At 33.1% G+C, this 16330-nt stretch carries 16 protein-coding genes; all 16 read left to right on the top strand.

Going from position 1 to position 16330, the window contains the following annotated elements:
• Complete coding sequence (locus IWX84_RS11070; RefSeq protein WP_196850816.1) at positions 1–1443, top strand: DUF3570 domain-containing protein; 1443 nt, start codon at positions 1–3, stop codon at positions 1441–1443.
• 3 nt (positions 1444–1446) lie between these two features.
• Complete coding sequence (locus IWX84_RS11065) at positions 1447–2115, top strand: response regulator transcription factor (protein WP_196850815.1); 669 nt, start codon at positions 1447–1449, stop codon at positions 2113–2115.
• 58 nt (positions 2116–2173) lie between these two features.
• Complete coding sequence (locus tag IWX84_RS11060; protein WP_231385470.1) at positions 2174–3499, top strand: sensor histidine kinase; 1326 nt, start codon at positions 2174–2176, stop codon at positions 3497–3499.
• Positions 3500–3693: 194 nt separating this feature from the next.
• Positions 3694–4812, top strand: a complete 1119-nt coding sequence (locus tag IWX84_RS11055) for a VIT1/CCC1 transporter family protein (protein WP_196850813.1) — start codon at positions 3694–3696, stop codon at positions 4810–4812.
• 82 nt (positions 4813–4894) lie between these two features.
• Positions 4895–5407 carry a hypothetical protein gene (locus IWX84_RS11050; RefSeq protein ID WP_196850812.1) on the top strand — a complete coding sequence of 171 codons (513 nt, stop codon included), beginning with the start codon at positions 4895–4897 and terminating at the stop codon, positions 5405–5407.
• 275 nt (positions 5408–5682) lie between these two features.
• A complete protein-coding gene (gene hisG / locus IWX84_RS11045) occupies positions 5683–6540 on the top strand; it encodes an ATP phosphoribosyltransferase (RefSeq protein ID WP_196850811.1) in 858 nt (285 codons plus the stop codon).
• Positions 6541–6626: 86 nt separating this feature from the next.
• Positions 6627–7919: a histidinol dehydrogenase gene (hisD, locus tag IWX84_RS11040; RefSeq protein WP_196850810.1), complete on the top strand. Its 1293-nt coding sequence runs from the start codon at positions 6627–6629 to the stop codon at positions 7917–7919.
• Positions 7909–8958 (top strand): histidinol-phosphate transaminase, encoded by a 1050-nt coding sequence (gene hisC, locus IWX84_RS11035; protein WP_196850809.1) that lies wholly within the window; start codon positions 7909–7911, stop codon positions 8956–8958. Before hisD ends, hisC begins: the two co-directional genes overlap by 11 nt.
• Before the next feature lie 177 nt (positions 8959–9135).
• Positions 9136–10272 carry a bifunctional histidinol-phosphatase/imidazoleglycerol-phosphate dehydratase HisB gene (gene hisB / locus IWX84_RS11030; RefSeq protein WP_196850808.1) on the top strand — a complete coding sequence of 379 codons (1137 nt, stop codon included), beginning with the start codon at positions 9136–9138 and terminating at the stop codon, positions 10270–10272.
• 78 nt (positions 10273–10350) lie between these two features.
• A complete protein-coding gene (hisH, locus tag IWX84_RS11025; RefSeq protein ID WP_196850807.1) occupies positions 10351–10938 on the top strand; it encodes an imidazole glycerol phosphate synthase subunit HisH in 588 nt (195 codons plus the stop codon).
• A gap of 95 nt (positions 10939–11033) precedes the next feature.
• A complete protein-coding gene (hisA, locus tag IWX84_RS11020) occupies positions 11034–11765 on the top strand; it encodes a 1-(5-phosphoribosyl)-5-[(5-phosphoribosylamino)methylideneamino]imidazole-4-carboxamide isomerase (protein ID WP_196850806.1) in 732 nt (243 codons plus the stop codon).
• A gap of 17 nt (positions 11766–11782) precedes the next feature.
• Complete coding sequence (locus tag IWX84_RS11015; RefSeq protein WP_196850805.1) at positions 11783–12142, top strand: four helix bundle protein; 360 nt, start codon at positions 11783–11785, stop codon at positions 12140–12142.
• A 33-nt stretch (positions 12143–12175) separates the two neighbouring features.
• Complete coding sequence (hisF, locus tag IWX84_RS11010; RefSeq protein WP_196850804.1) at positions 12176–12931, top strand: imidazole glycerol phosphate synthase subunit HisF; 756 nt, start codon at positions 12176–12178, stop codon at positions 12929–12931.
• 35 nt (positions 12932–12966) lie between these two features.
• The gene (gene hisIE / locus IWX84_RS11005) at positions 12967–13566 is read left to right on the top strand and encodes a bifunctional phosphoribosyl-AMP cyclohydrolase/phosphoribosyl-ATP diphosphatase HisIE (protein ID WP_196850803.1); all 600 of its coding nucleotides are present in this window, start codon (positions 12967–12969) and stop codon (positions 13564–13566) included.
• A 138-nt stretch (positions 13567–13704) separates the two neighbouring features.
• Positions 13705–14835, top strand: coding sequence for an alpha/beta hydrolase (locus tag IWX84_RS11000; protein ID WP_196850802.1), 1131 nt, complete (start codon positions 13705–13707; stop codon positions 14833–14835).
• A 60-nt stretch (positions 14836–14895) separates the two neighbouring features.
• Positions 14896–16329 (top strand): leucyl aminopeptidase family protein, encoded by a 1434-nt coding sequence (locus IWX84_RS10995; RefSeq protein WP_196850801.1) that lies wholly within the window; start codon positions 14896–14898, stop codon positions 16327–16329.
• Position 16330: the final 1 nt, after the last annotated feature.

The following is a 16330-nucleotide window of genomic DNA, read 5'->3' as shown; positions in this document are numbered from 1 at the left end:
ATGAAAAAAGTACTATATACGATTGTTTTATTAATAAATGTTGTAGCCAATGCTCAAACACAAGATACTACAACAACTTTTAAGAAAAGAGTCTTAGAAAATACGGAAGTTGATTTTTTATTCAGTTATTATAAACAAGATGGTGTACATTCTGCCGTAGGTGGTGGTTTAGGTTCTGAAAAACTAACTGATATTGCTTCGAATATAGTTGTAGCTGTGCCCTTAAACGAAGATGATGTTTTGACTTTTGATGTTGGGATTTCCGCCTACACTTCTGCATCATCAAGTAATATCAATCCGTTTAATGCTAGCGGAGCATCAGGTGGCGGTGGAGATGATAAACAATGGAACAATAAAGCAACGGCAGCATCTGGACCTTATGGAACTCCATGGCAAGCTTCATCTGGCGCTTCAGGAAATGATGAATTAGCTTCAATAGTTACAAATTATAGCCATAGTTCAGATAACAGAAATACGATTTGGACTGCTGATGTTTCATTTTCAAATGAATATGATTATACTTCGGTTGGTATCGGCGGTGGATTGAACAAATTATTAAATGAAAAAAATACTGAAATTGGTGTCAAGGTCAAAGCTTATTTAGATCAGTGGAGACCAATTTATCCAACAGAATTGCATGAATATTCAAAATATGGCAGTAATTTCCAGAATCAAGGGTATTTTTCAGGTGTAACTGTTTTAGATCAAAATGGAAATCCATCTAATGGGTATTTACCTTCGGCTTTTACAATTTATAATGCAAAAAACAGAAATTCCTATTCTGCTTCGTTATCCTTCTCGCAAATTCTTTCGAAAAGAATCCAAATGTCAGTATTTATGGATGTTCTTAAGCAAGAAGGTTTGTTAGGCACTCCTTACCAAAGAATTTATTTTGCAGATAAATCAAATTATTACATAGGACAAGCGCAATATATTCCTGTCTATGAAACTGCAGAAAACAAAGGGGTTTATAGACTTGCGGATGATATTGAGCGTTTACCAACTACGCATTTTAAAATTCCAATAGGTGCCAGAGTAAATTTCTACATAAATGAATATATCGTTGCCAAAACCTATTATCGCTATTATGAGGATAATTGGGGGATTCGCGCGCACACCGCCTCGATTGAAGTACCAATAAAAATTAGTCAAAAATTGACAGCTTACCCAATGTATAGATACTATATACAGACTGCCTCTGATTATTTTGCGCCTTTTGAAAAGCATATTTCTACGGAGAAATATTACACTTCTGATTATGATTTGTCTGCATTCAATGCCAATCAATATGGTGTTGGCGTAAGCTATTTAGATATATTGACCGGTTCTAAAATATGGAAATTTGGATTAAAAAATATTGATTTCAGATACAATCATTATGTAAGAAGTGATGGCTTGAATGCTACTATTTTATCTTTAGGTTTTAAATTTGTGATGCAATAAATCATGCATATATTAATTGTAGAAGATGAGGAAGGTATCGTACAATTCCTAAAACAGGGATTGGAAGAGGAGGGTTATAAAATTACTTGCGCAACAGATGGTTTGCAAGGATTTGAATTGATTCAAAAGGAAAAATTTGATTTGATATTATTGGATTGGATGCTTCCAAAGATGACCGGATTAGAACTTTGCAAAGCAGTTCGACTGAAAGATAACAGTACACCAATTATTTTTCTGACGGCAAAAGATACGATTCAGGAAACGATAGAAGGGCTGAAAGCCGGTGCCAATGACTATATAAAAAAACCGTTTAGTTTTGACGAATTAACGGAGCGAATTAAAATTCATTTTAGAAATCAAAAAGAACAAGAAATCCTAAAGCTTGGTACGATTGAAATTAATGTTTCTCAACATCGTGTTTTGGCGAATGGCAACGAAGTGCCCTTGACTCACCGGGAATATGAATTATTGTGCTATTTGGTGAAAAATAGAGGGAAAGTTTGTACTCGAACCCAAATTATTGAAGATGCTTGGGATATTCATTATGATTATGATACAGGAGTAATCGATGTTTTTATGAATGCTATACGCAAAAAATTAAATTTAAAAATAGAAGAAGACTACATAAAAACAGTTCGTGGAGTAGGCTATATAGCTAATGATATTAATTAAGATGCTAAAATTATCTTTAAAAAACAGGATTGCTTTTTATTATATAATATCAACAGCAATGTTAATATTTATAGTCTTTATTTCAATCTATTTATTGATTTCGTTTACCGTTTATGAAAAAGTAAATGAACATATCAATTATGAAATTAATGAGTACAGTAAAAAGATTGAAATTGTAAATAATAATGTTCGATTAATTGACAAAAATGAATGGGAGGAAAGGGAACATAATGAGGTTTCTGTTGATCCAGTATTTCTAGAAATAACGAATAGTAATGGTCAAATCATTGAAAAATCAGAAAATTTAAAAAGCGCCAATTTATATTTTTCCAGAAAATTACTTAAAAGCAAGATCACGGATATTAAATTGTCAGGACAATTGATTCGCCAAATTCAATTTCCTTTGTACAATAAAACTAAAATAGGCGGTTACTTATTGGTTGCAGTTTCTTTAGAAGAAGCTACATCAGTTTTGGATAATCTAAGAACTATACTTTTAATCTCATTTCCGATAGTATTAATGCTTTTGTTTTTTGTTGCTCGTTTAATTGCAGGCCGAAGTATAAAACCAATAAATGCAATAATAAATACTGCGGAAGCAATTACAAGAGAGAATTTGAAATCTCGTATCATTCTTCCAAATAACAAGGATGAACTTTATACTTTGTCTGTAACGATTAACAGTTTGTTAGATCGAATTGAAAACACGATTGAAAGAGAAAAACAATTTACATCAGATGCATCTCATGAACTAAGAACACCCCTAGCAGTAATTAAAGGAACATTAGAAGTGTTGATTAGAAAACCTAGAAGTACAGATGAATATCAGCAGAAAATTACTTTTTGTATCTATGAGGTGGATCGAATAAATAATCTAGTAGATCAATTATTGCTTTTGGCCCGATTTGAAAATCAAAAATTAGCAGTAAAAATTGAAAAGATCAATCTTAACCAGATTGTAAACGAGATATTAAATCGTTTTGCTCTAAAAATAAAGAATAAAAATATAAATATTATAAAAGATTTAGAAGATGATTATTATGTAGAATCTGATTTATATTTACTTTCTATTGTTTTAAATAATTTGATTTCAAATGCTTTAAAATATTCCAATGATAATAGTTCGATAACTATTTCATTCAAAAATCTAGATTCAAAAACTTTTTTTGAAATTTCCGATACCGGTATTGGAATTTCAGAAAATGAGATTGGCAAGGTATTTCATTCCTTTTTTAGAACAACAAATTCGACCAATATTCCAGAAATTAAAGGAACAGGTTTAGGTCTGTCAATCGCAAAAAGGATTTGTGATATTTTAAATATATCTATTGAAATATCAAGCCAAGAAAGAATTGGTACACAAGTAAAATTAAGTGTTAACTAATATAATTCACAATAATCAATTAGTCAGTTTTTGATAAAATCATATTAGTTTAAAAAAATATATTTTTGTATTTTTATAAGAATATTCAAGAGATTTCACACAAAAAACGGTCAAACAATTACGGTTAAAATTGATTTATTCTATTGATAACGCTCCAAAAAAATATTTTTATTTAATGCAATTAAAAAATAATCATGGATTTAAATAAACTAAAAGGTCAATTACAGACAGAAGTAGATACGGCATTTTTATATGATAGTATTGCTGCCATTCAATCTGACGATAATCTGACAAGAGTATTAAAAAGTTTATCCGATATTGAAAAGGGCCACGCACAACATATGCTGAATAAAGTATTAACATATGATTCCAATTATCATATGCCTTTGCCTTCATCAAGAGCAAAATTGCAACTGAAGTTGGGGAAATTATTTGGATATAATTCCATCATTAGTAGTCTTTCAAGCATAGAAAAACAATTTGCAGTAAATGCAATCAAAAATAAAATTGAAAGTGGAGAAAAGCCAACAGGTTTTGAACACAATCATCTAAAAATTATCGAAGCTGTCAATAATAATGCAGCACTCAATGTCTCAGGTGGTTTTTTATCAAAATTCGAAAGCCGACATAAATCCGTGGGAGGAAATGCATTGCGTGCAGCAGTTTTGGGTTCTAATGATGGTTTGGTTTCTAATATGAGTTTGGTAATGGGAGTTGCTGGAGCCGCAGTTTCTAATAATACGATATTGTTAACTGGAATTGCAGGACTTTTGGCTGGAGCAATTTCTATGGCTTTAGGCGAATGGCTTTCGGTACAAAGTTCAAGAGAATTAAATCAACGCCAAATTGATTTAGAAACAGAAGAACTGGAAGCTTCACCCGAAGAAGAGAAAAAAGAATTGGTTTTGCTGTACCAAGCCAAAGGAATGAATATAATTGAAGCGCAAAAACTAGCGGACAAAGCATTCGAAAATCCTGAAACTGCGATTGATGCTATAATAATTGAAGAATTGGGGATCGATAAAGTAGAATTGGGAGGTTCAGCATGGGAGGCTGCCATTGCATCATTTGTTCTTTTTTCTATTGGAGCCATAATTCCTCTTTATCCCTTTATGTTTTTAGATGGGAAAAACGCAATTTTATTAAGTGTAGGAAGCAGCGTAGTTGGTCTTTTCGGAATAGGAGCCGCAATCACTTTACTAACAGGAAAAAACGTTATGTTTTCAGGATTTAGACAAGTGTTTTTTGGATTAACAGCTGCGGCAATAACATATGGAATTGGTTCTTTAATTGGCGTTTCATTAGCTGGATAATTATTGCTAGCACAACTTTAATCATTTTTTTCTTTCAAATAAATACAATTTTACAACAGAAACCTTAAACAAAATAATAATTATGAATGATGCTCACTTACATTTGGTTCTTAACCATTTTCCTATAATAGGAAGTATTTTCGGACTTGTAATATTAATCGCTGGATTGATTTTAAAGAATAATTCGGTAAAAAACACCGCTTATATTTTATTTATGGTTTCGGCAATTTTTGCCGCCTTTAGTATTGGAACTGGAGAAGGTGCGGAGGAAATGGTAGAGGACATGCCTAACATTGGTAAACAAATAATTCACGAGCATGAAGAAATAGCTGAGAAATTCGCACTTGTATTGTATTTAATGGCCGCAGTTTCTCTCGCTGGATTAATTATGAACCTAAAAAATTATTCTAAAGCTAAATTTGTTTCTTATGTGGCAGTTGTCATAGCAATTATAGCTGTTGTAGTATCTACACAAGTTGGTACTTCGGGTGGAGAAATTCGTCATACTGAAATTAGAGATGATAGCGTTAATACTAAAGTTCTTCCTGAGGGTTCAATTTCAAAAGAACAAACAAAAGAAGACGACGAAAAGTAATCTTTAACAATAAAGTATATTAAAGTTTAAATAAAAATTGCTTTGTAAATGATTTATCACTTATATTTGCACAATAATTAAAATTCAGCACAAAAAAAATGTTTACAAATCAATTGCATCATCATCATTTTCATTATTGCTCTCAAGCGATGTGTTAATGGTATGTGTGTAAATCATCATATTCTAAAACCCGTTTGAGTACATCAAACGGGTTTTTTATTGCCCTGTACTTGTACTCAATCAAAATATTCAAAACAAAAACAAAAAACAAAAAAATGAGTACATTAAAAATTGCCATTCAAAAATCAGGTCGTTTAAACGAAGACAGTATCCAAATTCTAAAAGATGCTGGTATTTCAATCGATAATGGAATCGATCAGTTAAAAGCCGAAGCATCAAATTTTCCGTTGGAGGTTTTATATTTAAGAAATTCAGATATTCCTCAATATCTAATTGATGGAGTTGTAGATATCGCTATAGTAGGCGATAATCTACTAGTTGAAAAAGGAAACAATATTGAAGTAATTCAAAAATTAGGTTTTTCAAAATGTAAAGTATCCGTTGCTGTACCTAAAGCATTTGATTACAAATCGGTTCAAGATTTAAATGGGATGCGTATTGCCACTTCTTACCCTAAAACAGTACTTGATTTTTTTAATTCTAAAGGAGTTACAGTCGATATTCACCAGATATCAGGTTCAGTAGAAATAGCGCCAAACATTGGATTAGCGGATGCTATTGTTGATATTGTATCTAGCGGAAGTACTTTATTTAAGAATAATTTAAAAGAGGTCGAGGTTATTTTCAAAAGTGAAGCTGTTTTAGCGGTTTCTCCTAAAGTAAGTCCCGAGTCTCAAAAAATAATCGATACCTTAAAATTTAGAATTGAATCCGTTTTGAGAGCAAGAAAATCAAAATATATCTTGATGAATGTTCCCAATGACAAAATTGATGCTGTTGGAAAAATTCTTCCTGTATTGAGAAGTTTAACTGTTTTGCCTCTGGCACAAGAAGGTTGGAGTAGCGTACACTCTGTAATCGATAAAGATACTTTCTGGGATGTTATCGATCAATTGAAAGAAGCTGGAGCCGAAGGGATTTTAGTTTGCCCAATTGAAAAAATGGTACTTTAAGAATTTTAAATTATAAGTTATGAATTATGAGTTAAAAAGCGGAGTAATTCAATTTTTGAATCATTTAATCTTTGAATACAATTAAAATGAATAAAATATACAATCCAAAACCTGAAACTTGGTCCACTATTTTAGAAAGGCCAACAAAAACGGTAGATGACATTGAAGCGACAGTAAAAGAAATTTTTAAGGAAGTACAGAAAAAAGGAGATAGCGCTGTTGCAAAATATACTTCGCTTTTTGACGGTGTTGCCGTTGCAAATATTGAAGTATCCAAATCAGAAATTGACACTGCAGTTGCATCTATTTCTAATGAACTTAAAGAAGCTATTCAATTAGCAAAATCTAATATTAAAAAATTTCACACTGCTCAAAAAACAGAAAGAGTGGAAGTAGAAACGATTGAAGGAGTAAATTGTTGGCAAGAAAAAAGACCGATTCAAAAAATAGGTTTATATATTCCTGGAGGAACCGCTCCTTTATTTTCTACGGTATTAATGCTCGCTGTACCGGCAGAAATAGCCGGTTGTAACGAAATTGTATTGTGTTCTCCTCCAGATAAAAACGGAAATATAAATCCGGCGATTTTATACGCTGCGAATTTATGTGGCGTAACTAAAATTCTAAAAGTAGGAGGAATTCAAGCTATTGCAGGGATGACTTTTGGAACGGAAACGATTCCTAAAGTGTATAAAATATTTGGTCCCGGAAATCAATTTGTTACGGTGGCTAAACAGTTAGCAACCCAATTTGGCGTGGCAATCGATATGCCAGCGGGTCCTTCGGAACTATTGATTGTTGCTGATGATACTGCGGTTCCGGCTTTTGTCGCATCTGATTTATTATCACAGGCAGAACACGGAACGGACAGTCAAGTTATTTTAGTTTCCACGTCAAAAAAATTAATTGATGCGGTAGAAACAGAAATCCAAAATCAAATGGAGGTTCTACCTAGAAAAGCTATAGCAGAAAAAGCCATCGCCAATTCTAAATTGATTTTTGTTGAAAACGATAAAATAGCTTTAGAATTAATCAATGAATATGGACCGGAACACTTTATAATTTGTTCTGAATATGATGATTTTTACAGCAATGGAATTTATAATGCAGGATCTGTTTTTATTGGTAATTTTACTCCGGAAAGTGCGGGAGATTACGCTTCAGGAACGAATCATACGTTGCCAACTAACGGTTATGCCAAGAATTATAGTGGCGTAAATCTGGATAGTTTCACTAAAGCGATGACTTTCCAAAAAATATCTGAAAAAGGAATTCAAAATATTGGAAAAGCTATTGAGATTATGGCCGAAGCCGAGGGATTACAAGCGCACAAAAATGCAGTTACATTACGATTAAAAGCGATTGAAGATGGGAAATAGTTTTGATATAAATAATTTAGTTCGGGAGAATGTAAAAACAATGAAGCCGTATTCATCTGCTCGCGATGAATTTGAGGATTTTGATACTGCGGACATGATTTTTTTGGATGCCAATGAAAATCCGTTTGAGAATGGAGTGAATCGCTATCCAGATCCACAACAAATGACCGTAAAAGCAGTTTTAGCAAAACAAAGAAATGTTAAAACGAATCAAATTTTGCTTGGAAATGGAAGTGATGAAGTATTGGATTTGTTATTCAGAGCTTTTTGTGAACCAAAAACGGATAATGTAATTACTTTACCGCCAACCTACGGAATGTACGGTGTTTTGGCGAATATCAATGCCGTTGAAAATAAAGAAGTATTGCTTTCAGAAGATTTTCAACCGCAAATTGAGAAAATAATGAAAGCCATTGATGAAAACACTAAAATGATCTTTTTGTGTTCACCAAACAACCCAACTGGAAATTCATTTTCGGATGAAAGTGTAGCCTATCTTTTGCAAAATTTTAAAGGTTTAGTTGTAATTGACGAAGCCTATATTGACTTTTCTAAAAAGGACAGTTGGATTAATGAACTTGATGAATATCCAAATTTGGTGATTACCCAAACATTATCAAAAGCGTATGGTTTAGCAGGAATTAGATTGGGAATTTGTTATGCCTCTGCTGAAGTAATTTCGGTTTTAAATAAAATTAAACCACCGTATAATGTGAATGAATTGACTCAAAAAAGAGCTTTGGAAAGATTGAGTGATCCAGAAAAGATTAAATCTGAAATTACTTCTATTATTGTGCAAAGAGAAGAATTACTTAAAGTATTAGTTGATGTGAAATTTGTTGAAAAAGTATATCCAACAGAAGCTAATTTCATCTTGATTAAAGTAGATAATGCCAATAAAAGATATGACGAATTGATTGCCAAAGGAATTGTAATTCGCAATAGAACAACACAACCTTTATGCGATAATTGTTTGCGTTTGACCGTTGGAACTGAATTGGAAAATAAAAAATTAATAGAAGCTTTAAAAGCGATTTAAAACACAGATTTCACAGATTAGCACTGATTTTTAGAACTCTTTCTTTGAAAAGCAGTTCTTAGAAAAAGTAATATTTTTGGAAGATATGTAGAAAAATAAAATTCAAAATAAATAGAATTTCACTGATTTCTAATTTGTATAAATTTATGAAATTTGTGTTTAGTAAAATTACAATAAATGAAAAAAATACTTTTTATAGATCGCGACGGAACAATGGTTTTGGAGCCAAATGACTATCAATTAGACAGTTTTGAAAAGCTGGAATTTTATCCAAAAGCTTTTCAATATCTGGGAAAAATTGCTGCCGAATTGGATTTCGAATTGGTAATGGTAACAAATCAGGATGGTCTGGGAACTGATTCTCATCCAGAAATTAACTTTTGGCCCGTACATAATTTAATTATGAAAGCTTTTGAAAATGAAGGTGTTGTTTTCAAGGAAGTGTTTATCGACAAAACTTTTCCTTACCAAAATGCACCAACTCGCAAGCCAGGTACAGCTATGTTGACACAATATATTGACAATCCTGAATATGATTTGGAAAATTCATTCGTGATTGGAGACAGAATAACCGATGTAGAATTAGCAAAAAACTTGGGTTCAAAAGCGATATTCATTAATAGAGATGAAGCTTTGGGAGGTGATGAAATATCCTCTAAAAGACACGAATTAGATTCGGTTATTGCTTTACAAACTACTGATTGGAAAGTAATTTATGAGTTTTTGAAATTAGAAGAGCGTTCGGCTTCCATTGAAAGAAAAACGAATGAAACGGATATTTACATTAATTTAAACCTTGACGGAACCGGGAAAAGCAAAATTGAAACCGGAATTGCCTTTTTTGACCACATGCTCGACCAAATTGCGCGTCACGGACAAATGGACTTAGAAATACTTGTAAAAGGTGATTTAGAAGTCGATGAACATCACACGATTGAAGATACAGCCATTGCTTTAGGAGAAGTTTTTGCAAAAGCTTTAGGAAATAAATTAGGAATTGAGCGTTATGGTTTTTGTTTGCCAATGGATGATTGTTTGGCACAAGTAGTGATTGATTTTGGAGGAAGAAACTGGCTGGTTTGGGAAACCGAATTCAAACGGGAGATGGTAGGAAAAATGCCAACAGAGATGTTTTTCCATTTCTTCAAATCTTTTTCGGATGGAGCCAAAGCAAATATCAACATCAAAGCGGAAGGAACTAATGAACATCACAAAATTGAAGCAATTTTTAAAGCTTTTGCAAAAGCAATAAAAGTAGCAGTAAAACGCGATACGGAAAAGATGATTTTGCCAAGTACGAAAGGAATGCTTTAAAAAATTATGAATTATAAATTATGAATTATTAAGGTGTTAAATCCTTAATGAAACTTAATTTCTTAATGGTTAAAAAGAATGAAAATAGTAATCATAAATTACGGAGCAGGTAATATTCAGAGCATTATGTTTGCCATCGAAAGATTGGGATTCAAAGCCGTTTTGAGTAATAATCCAGACGAAATAAAGGCAGCCGATAAAGTTATTTTTCCAGGTGTAGGTGAAGCAAGTTCAGCAATGAAAATGCTTTTAGAAAGTGGTTTGGACACTTTGATTCCAACCTTGAAACAACCTGTTTTAGGGATTTGCTTGGGAATGCAATTGATGTGCAATAAATCGGAAGAAGGGAATACAAAAGGTTTGGGGATTTTTGATGTGGATGTCATTAAATTCACGCCAAAAGTAAAAGTTCCACAAATGGGTTGGAACCAAATTTATAATTTGAAATCACCTTTATTCAGTGGCATTAATGAAAACGAATACATGTATTTGGTCCATAGTTTTTATGCTCCAGATTGCGCAGAAAGTATCGCAACAACTAATTATGAAGTAGAATATGCTTCGGCTTTACAGAAGGATAATTTCTACGGAACTCAATTTCACCCTGAAAAAAGCGGTGATGTTGGAGAACAAATTTTGGCTAATTTCTTGAATATAGCCCGCTAACCCCCGAAGGGGGAATTTGAGCAACATTATTAATATAAATTAAATCCTATTTACCCCTAATAGGAATTCCCCCTTTGGGGGTTAGGGGGCTTTTTATGAGAATAATACCAGCAATAGATATCATCGACGGAAAATGTGTTCGCTTATCAAAAGGCGATTATAATACGAAGATAATTTACAATGAAAACCCGCTTGAAGTGGCGAAATCATTTGAGGCACACGGAATAGAATATTTGCATTTAGTGGATTTAGACGGAGCAAAGTCAAGCCAAATTGTCAATTATAAAATACTCGAACAAATCGCTACTCAAACTAAATTGAAAATAGATTTTGGTGGCGGATTAAAATCGGATGCTGACCTGAAAATCGCTTTTGAAAGTGGCGCTAATCAAATTACCGGAGGTAGTATTGCTGTTAAAAATAGAGAATTATTCGAAAAATGGATTCAAGAATACGGTTCGGATAAAATCATTTTGGGAGCAGATGCTAATAATGAAAAAGTGGCAGTTTCTGGTTGGTTAGAGGATTCTAACGAAGACTTGATTCCGTTTATACAAGACTATCAAAACAAAGGGATTCAGTATGTAATTTGTACAGATATTGCCAAAGACGGCATGCTAGAAGGACCTAGTTTTGATTTATACGCTAAAATTTTGGCGCAAGCCAAAGGAATAAAATTGATTGCTTCGGGAGGAATTTCTACTTTTGCTGAATTGCCTAAATTAGCTGAATTAGGTTGCGAAGGAACAATAATTGGAAAAGCAATTTATGAAGGAAGGATTTCGTTGAAACAATTGGAAAACTACATTTTAAGTAGTAAGTCATAAGGATTAAGTTATAAGGTATGAGCGAAGATATAATCAAAGTTAAAAGTTTTTCATTTGCGATTCGAATAGTGAATCTATACAAAACGTTAGTTTCTAGAAATGAATATGTAATGAGTAAGCAGGTTTTACGTTCTGGAACTTCTGTAGGAGCAAATATTAGAGAAGCTAAAAATGCAGAAAGTAGAGCTGATTTTATTCATAAAATGGGGATTGCCCAAAAAGAAGCTGATGAAACTTTATATTGGATGGAACTTTTACAAGCAACCAAATACCTTTCTATTGAAGAATTCGAAAGTTTAAATAACGATGGTGTTGAAGTTTTAAAATTGATAAAAAGCATTATTATATCTGCTAAAAATAATCAAAAGAAAACTTAATACTTCATCCTTACTAATTAATACTTAAATAGCATGTTAACAAAAAGAATAATCCCCTGTCTAGATATAAAAAACGGAAGAACCGTAAAAGGTGTTAATTTTGTAGACTTGCGTGATGCAGGAGATCCTGTGGAATTAGCCAAAATATATTCGGATGAAGGTGCTGATGAATTGGTTTTTTTGGATATTTCGGCAACGGAAGAAAGAAGAAAAACCTTAGTTGATTTAGTTCGTAAAGTTGCCTCAACGATTAATATTCCGTTTACAGTTGGTGGTGGAATTTCATCGGTGAAAGATGTTGAAGTATTGTTGCAAAACGGTGCGGATAAAGTTTCTATTAATTCGTCGGCTGTGAAAAACCCGCAGATAATCAATGATTTGGCACAGAAATTTGGAAGTCAATGTGTTGTTGTCGCAATTGATGCAAAACAAATTAATGGTCAATGGATCGTGCATTTAGTAGGAGGAAAAGTCCCAACCGAATTGAATTTATTTGATTGGGCAAAGGAAGTGGAACAAAGAGGTGCAGGTGAAATCTTATTCACGTCAATGGATAATGATGGAACTAAAAATGGATTTGCCAATGAAGCTTTGGCTACACTTTCAAAATTAGTTAATATTCCTATAATAGCTTCTGGCGGAGCTGGAAATATTCAGCATTTTGTTGATACATTTCAAGTAGGAAAAGCAGATGCAGCATTAGCCGCAAGTGTCTTTCATTTTAAAGAAATTGAAATCAAAACATTAAAAAAAGCGCTTAAAAATAATAATATCGAAGTTAGGGTTTAAAATCCTAAATCGAAAATCTTAAATCCTAAATTGAAATGAACATAGATTTCTCAAAAAATACAGATGGATTAATTCCAGCCATAATTCAAGACAGCGAAACCAAAACAGTTTTGATGTTGGGCTTCATGAATGCCGAAGCGTATCAAAAAACGATTGACACTAAAAAAGTTACTTTTTATAGTAGAACGAAACAAAGACTTTGGACAAAAGGAGAGGAAAGTGGGAACTTTTTGAATCTAATTGATATCAAAAATGACTGCGATAATGATACTTTATTAATCCAAGTAAAACCTGAAGGACCTACTTGCCACAAAGGGACAGATACGTGCTGGGCGGAAGAAAACAAACAAGATTATGGTTTTATTTCTCATTTAGAAAACACAATTAAAGTACGCAGAGAAAACGCTGATTCTGAAAAAAGTTACGTAGCTTCCTTATATAAATTAGGAATTAACAAAATCGCTCAAAAAGTAGGTGAGGAGGCGATAGAAGTGGTTATTGAAGCCAAAGATGATAACGATGATTTGTTTCTGAGTGAAAGCGCTGATTTACTATTTCATTATCTTATTTTATTGCAAGCCAAAGGATTTCAGTTAAATGATGTTGTGGAGGTTCTTAAAAGTCGCCAAAAATAAAATAGTTTTAACTAATTTTCATCAATAAAAATCCAATAGCCAACTCAATTGCTATTGGATTTTCTTTTTTCTTTTATTTCAAAAAGCAATCCACTATATTTACTATTTATTTAAAATACCAGAATAACAATGCAAGTGATGAATTCAGACAATACCACCTTTACCCAAGAATTAAATAGTACTATAATAAATACTGGTTTGTATATAATCCTAACTACCGACGAAGATGATGATCGTCCTGTTTATATTTCAGGGAACTTCAATAATTGGCGTACCCAGGACAAAGAGTTTTTGATGGAGAAAATTGGAAACAGTCTATATCATTATAAATTCTCACATGATTTTGATTATCCGTTCGAGCTTTTATATAAATTTACGAAAGGCGATTGGAGTGAAGTAGAGATAGATGCGGAAGGTAATCGTACTGAAAATCGTTCCACAGTCAGTCATGCAGGTATACAAAAAGAGCATGTGGCGAGATGGCGAAAAAACTGGCTGCCATTTAAGCAATCGTTTTTACCCCAGGTTTTGCTGATTTCGGATGAATTTGAAATTCCGCAACTTAATAAAACCAGAAAAATATGGGCATTGCTGCCACATGATTATGATACTTCAGATGAAAGATATCCTGTGATGTATTTGCAAGATGCTCAAAATTTATTCAATGAAGGATCCGGAATGGGTAATTGGGAAATTGACAAAAAACTGGCTGTTATGTCGGAATATAAAATTGGAAAAATCATAATTATAGCCATAGAACATGCTGAAGAAGATCGAATAAAAGAATACAACGTTGGAAAAACAGTTTTAGGAAAAGGACAAGGGAAAAAATATATTCGTTTTGTAACTGATACGCTGAAACCATTTGTGGATACTAATTTTCGAACCAAAAAAGAACGAGAATTTACTGGAATAGGAGGTAGCTCGATGGGCGGATTAGTTAGTGTTTTCAGTGGATTGCGAAATCCGGAGGTATATGGAAAACTGATGATTTTTTCGCCATCGCTTTGGGTGATACCTGATTTAAAAATAAAACCTAAAAAAGCTAATTTAGCGGATACCAAGATTTATTTGTATGCTGGCGGAGACGAAAGTTCAACCATGATTGAGCATATAAAAAAGTTTAAGGAGAATTTAATTGCCAGTAAATTTATAATAGACAAATCGAAGATTAATTTAAGCATTAATAGACAAGGAAAACACAGTGAAACCTATTGGAGTGACGAATTTCCAAAAGCAATTGAATGGTTGTTTTTTCAGACGAAGTAAAAATCTTTCTTGCATGGTGAAACGATTTATTATGCTAATAAAGAATTAAAAAAAAAATAAATGAAAACAAACACAATTCAAAACCTAACAAATTTTTCAGGAACAATTATAATTCCAGTTTTTGAAACTTATGAAAAAAATATTGTTCCAATTGCGTTTGATGGATTAGAGATTCCTGCAAAAGTATTTTTCGGCAAAAAAGACACGCATTATTTAGCCGAAATAAAGGATAATCTACATTTATTTGTTGGTTTAGGAAAAACGGTAGATTATAAAACTTTAAAAACTACTTTTCGTCGCATTGCGGCTAAGCAAAAAGAGCATTTAAGCGCGAATGTGGCTTTAGTTTTACCGGAACAATTTACGGATGATCAAGTGGAAGCGATGATTTCAGGTTTGCTTTTAGGAACTTATGATTTGGGTCATTTTAAAGCAGATAAAAAAGCACATCCTTTTCTAGATTCTGATTTTACTTTGAATTTAGTTTCCGAAAAAGATCATTTGGCGACAGCCAATAAAGCAATAAAAATTGCAAAAGCACAATTAGGTGTTTATAACTTAGTAGATCTACCCCCGAATACCGTTACACCAAAATACTTATCAACTTGGGCTAAAGAGACGGGAGAAAAATATGGATTTGAGGTAAAAGTTCTAGGATACGATGCTTCAAAAATTGCGGGTCTTGGCGCTTTCTTGGCAGTAGGAAAAGGAAGTGAAAATGAGCCACAATTTATCATTATGAATTACACTCCAAAACAAAAAGTGAAATCCATGAAGCATGTTGGTCTGGTTGGAAAAGGAATAACCTTTGATACCGGAGGCCTAAACATAAAAACGGCAGGGATGGTTCATATGAAGTGCGATATGGCGGGAGGTGGCGCCGTTCTTGGAGCGATGCAACTCATAGCCGATTTGCAATTGCATGTAAAAGTTACCGCTATAGTTCCTTGCGCAGAAAATTCGGTCGATGCCAAATCATTTTTACCAAGTGATGTCATACACAGTTACAGTGGACATTCGATAGAAATCATTGATACAGATGCTGAAGGCCGACTGGTTTTAGCCGATGGATTATCGTATTTAATTAAAAATTTCAAACCAGAATATATCGTAGACATTGCCACTCTCACAGGAAGCAGTGTTGGTACTTTTGGGTATGAATGTGCCGCCTTGTTTACTAATAATGTAGAAATGGCTAAGAAATTGCAAGATTCCGGAGATGCAGTAGGAGAGCGACTGTGGCCTTTACCGCTATGGGATGTTTACAAACAAGATATTGAAAGTGATATTGCCGATGTAAAAAACTACAGCGGAAAACCAGTAGCTGGAGCAATAAGCGCTGCTAAATTTTTAGAATATTTTACGCAGGAACATACCGCTTGGGCGCATCTTGATGTTGCTGGTGTAGCATTTGGAGATGACGAATTTGCAAAAAGCAAACACGCAACCGCTTATGGAGTTCATTTATTAACTAAATTCATTGAAAATTTATAAC

It is taken from the genome of Flavobacterium sp. CG_9.10 (assembly GCF_015752245.1).
In the GTDB taxonomy this organism is placed as follows: Bacteria; Bacteroidota; Bacteroidia; order Flavobacteriales; family Flavobacteriaceae; genus Flavobacterium.
Note: the sequence above shows the minus strand (reverse complement) of the source record. Positions and strands in the feature narration are given on the sequence as shown.

Bases quoted from the DNA above. Each gene is read 5' to 3' on its own strand.
- hisF (WP_196850804.1), top strand. From the start codon at position 12,176: ATGTTAACAAAAAGAATAATCCCCTGTCTAGATATAAAAAACGGAAGA.
- hisG (WP_196850811.1), top strand. From the start codon at position 5,683: ATGAGTACATTAAAAATTGCCATTCAAAAATCAGGTCGTTTAAACGAA.
- IWX84_RS11015 (WP_196850805.1), top strand. From the start codon at position 11,783: ATGAGCGAAGATATAATCAAAGTTAAAAGTTTTTCATTTGCGATTCGA.
- hisD (WP_196850810.1), top strand. From the start codon at position 6,627: ATGAATAAAATATACAATCCAAAACCTGAAACTTGGTCCACTATTTTA.
- IWX84_RS11060 (WP_231385470.1), top strand. From the start codon at position 2,174: ATGTTAATATTTATAGTCTTTATTTCAATCTATTTATTGATTTCGTTT.
- hisIE (WP_196850803.1), top strand. From the start codon at position 12,967: ATGAACATAGATTTCTCAAAAAATACAGATGGATTAATTCCAGCCATA.
- hisA (WP_196850806.1), top strand. From the start codon at position 11,034: ATGAGAATAATACCAGCAATAGATATCATCGACGGAAAATGTGTTCGC.
- hisB (WP_196850808.1), top strand. From the start codon at position 9,136: ATGAAAAAAATACTTTTTATAGATCGCGACGGAACAATGGTTTTGGAG.
- IWX84_RS10995 (WP_196850801.1), top strand. From the start codon at position 14,896: ATGAAAACAAACACAATTCAAAACCTAACAAATTTTTCAGGAACAATT.
- IWX84_RS11065 (WP_196850815.1), top strand. From the start codon at position 1,447: ATGCATATATTAATTGTAGAAGATGAGGAAGGTATCGTACAATTCCTA.
- IWX84_RS11055 (WP_196850813.1), top strand. From the start codon at position 3,694: ATGGATTTAAATAAACTAAAAGGTCAATTACAGACAGAAGTAGATACG.
- hisH (WP_196850807.1), top strand. From the start codon at position 10,351: ATGAAAATAGTAATCATAAATTACGGAGCAGGTAATATTCAGAGCATT.
- hisC (WP_196850809.1), top strand. From the start codon at position 7,909: ATGGGAAATAGTTTTGATATAAATAATTTAGTTCGGGAGAATGTAAAA.
- IWX84_RS11000 (WP_196850802.1), top strand. From the start codon at position 13,705: ATGAATTCAGACAATACCACCTTTACCCAAGAATTAAATAGTACTATA.
- IWX84_RS11050 (WP_196850812.1), top strand. From the start codon at position 4,895: ATGAATGATGCTCACTTACATTTGGTTCTTAACCATTTTCCTATAATA.
- IWX84_RS11070 (WP_196850816.1), top strand. From the start codon at position 1: ATGAAAAAAGTACTATATACGATTGTTTTATTAATAAATGTTGTAGCC.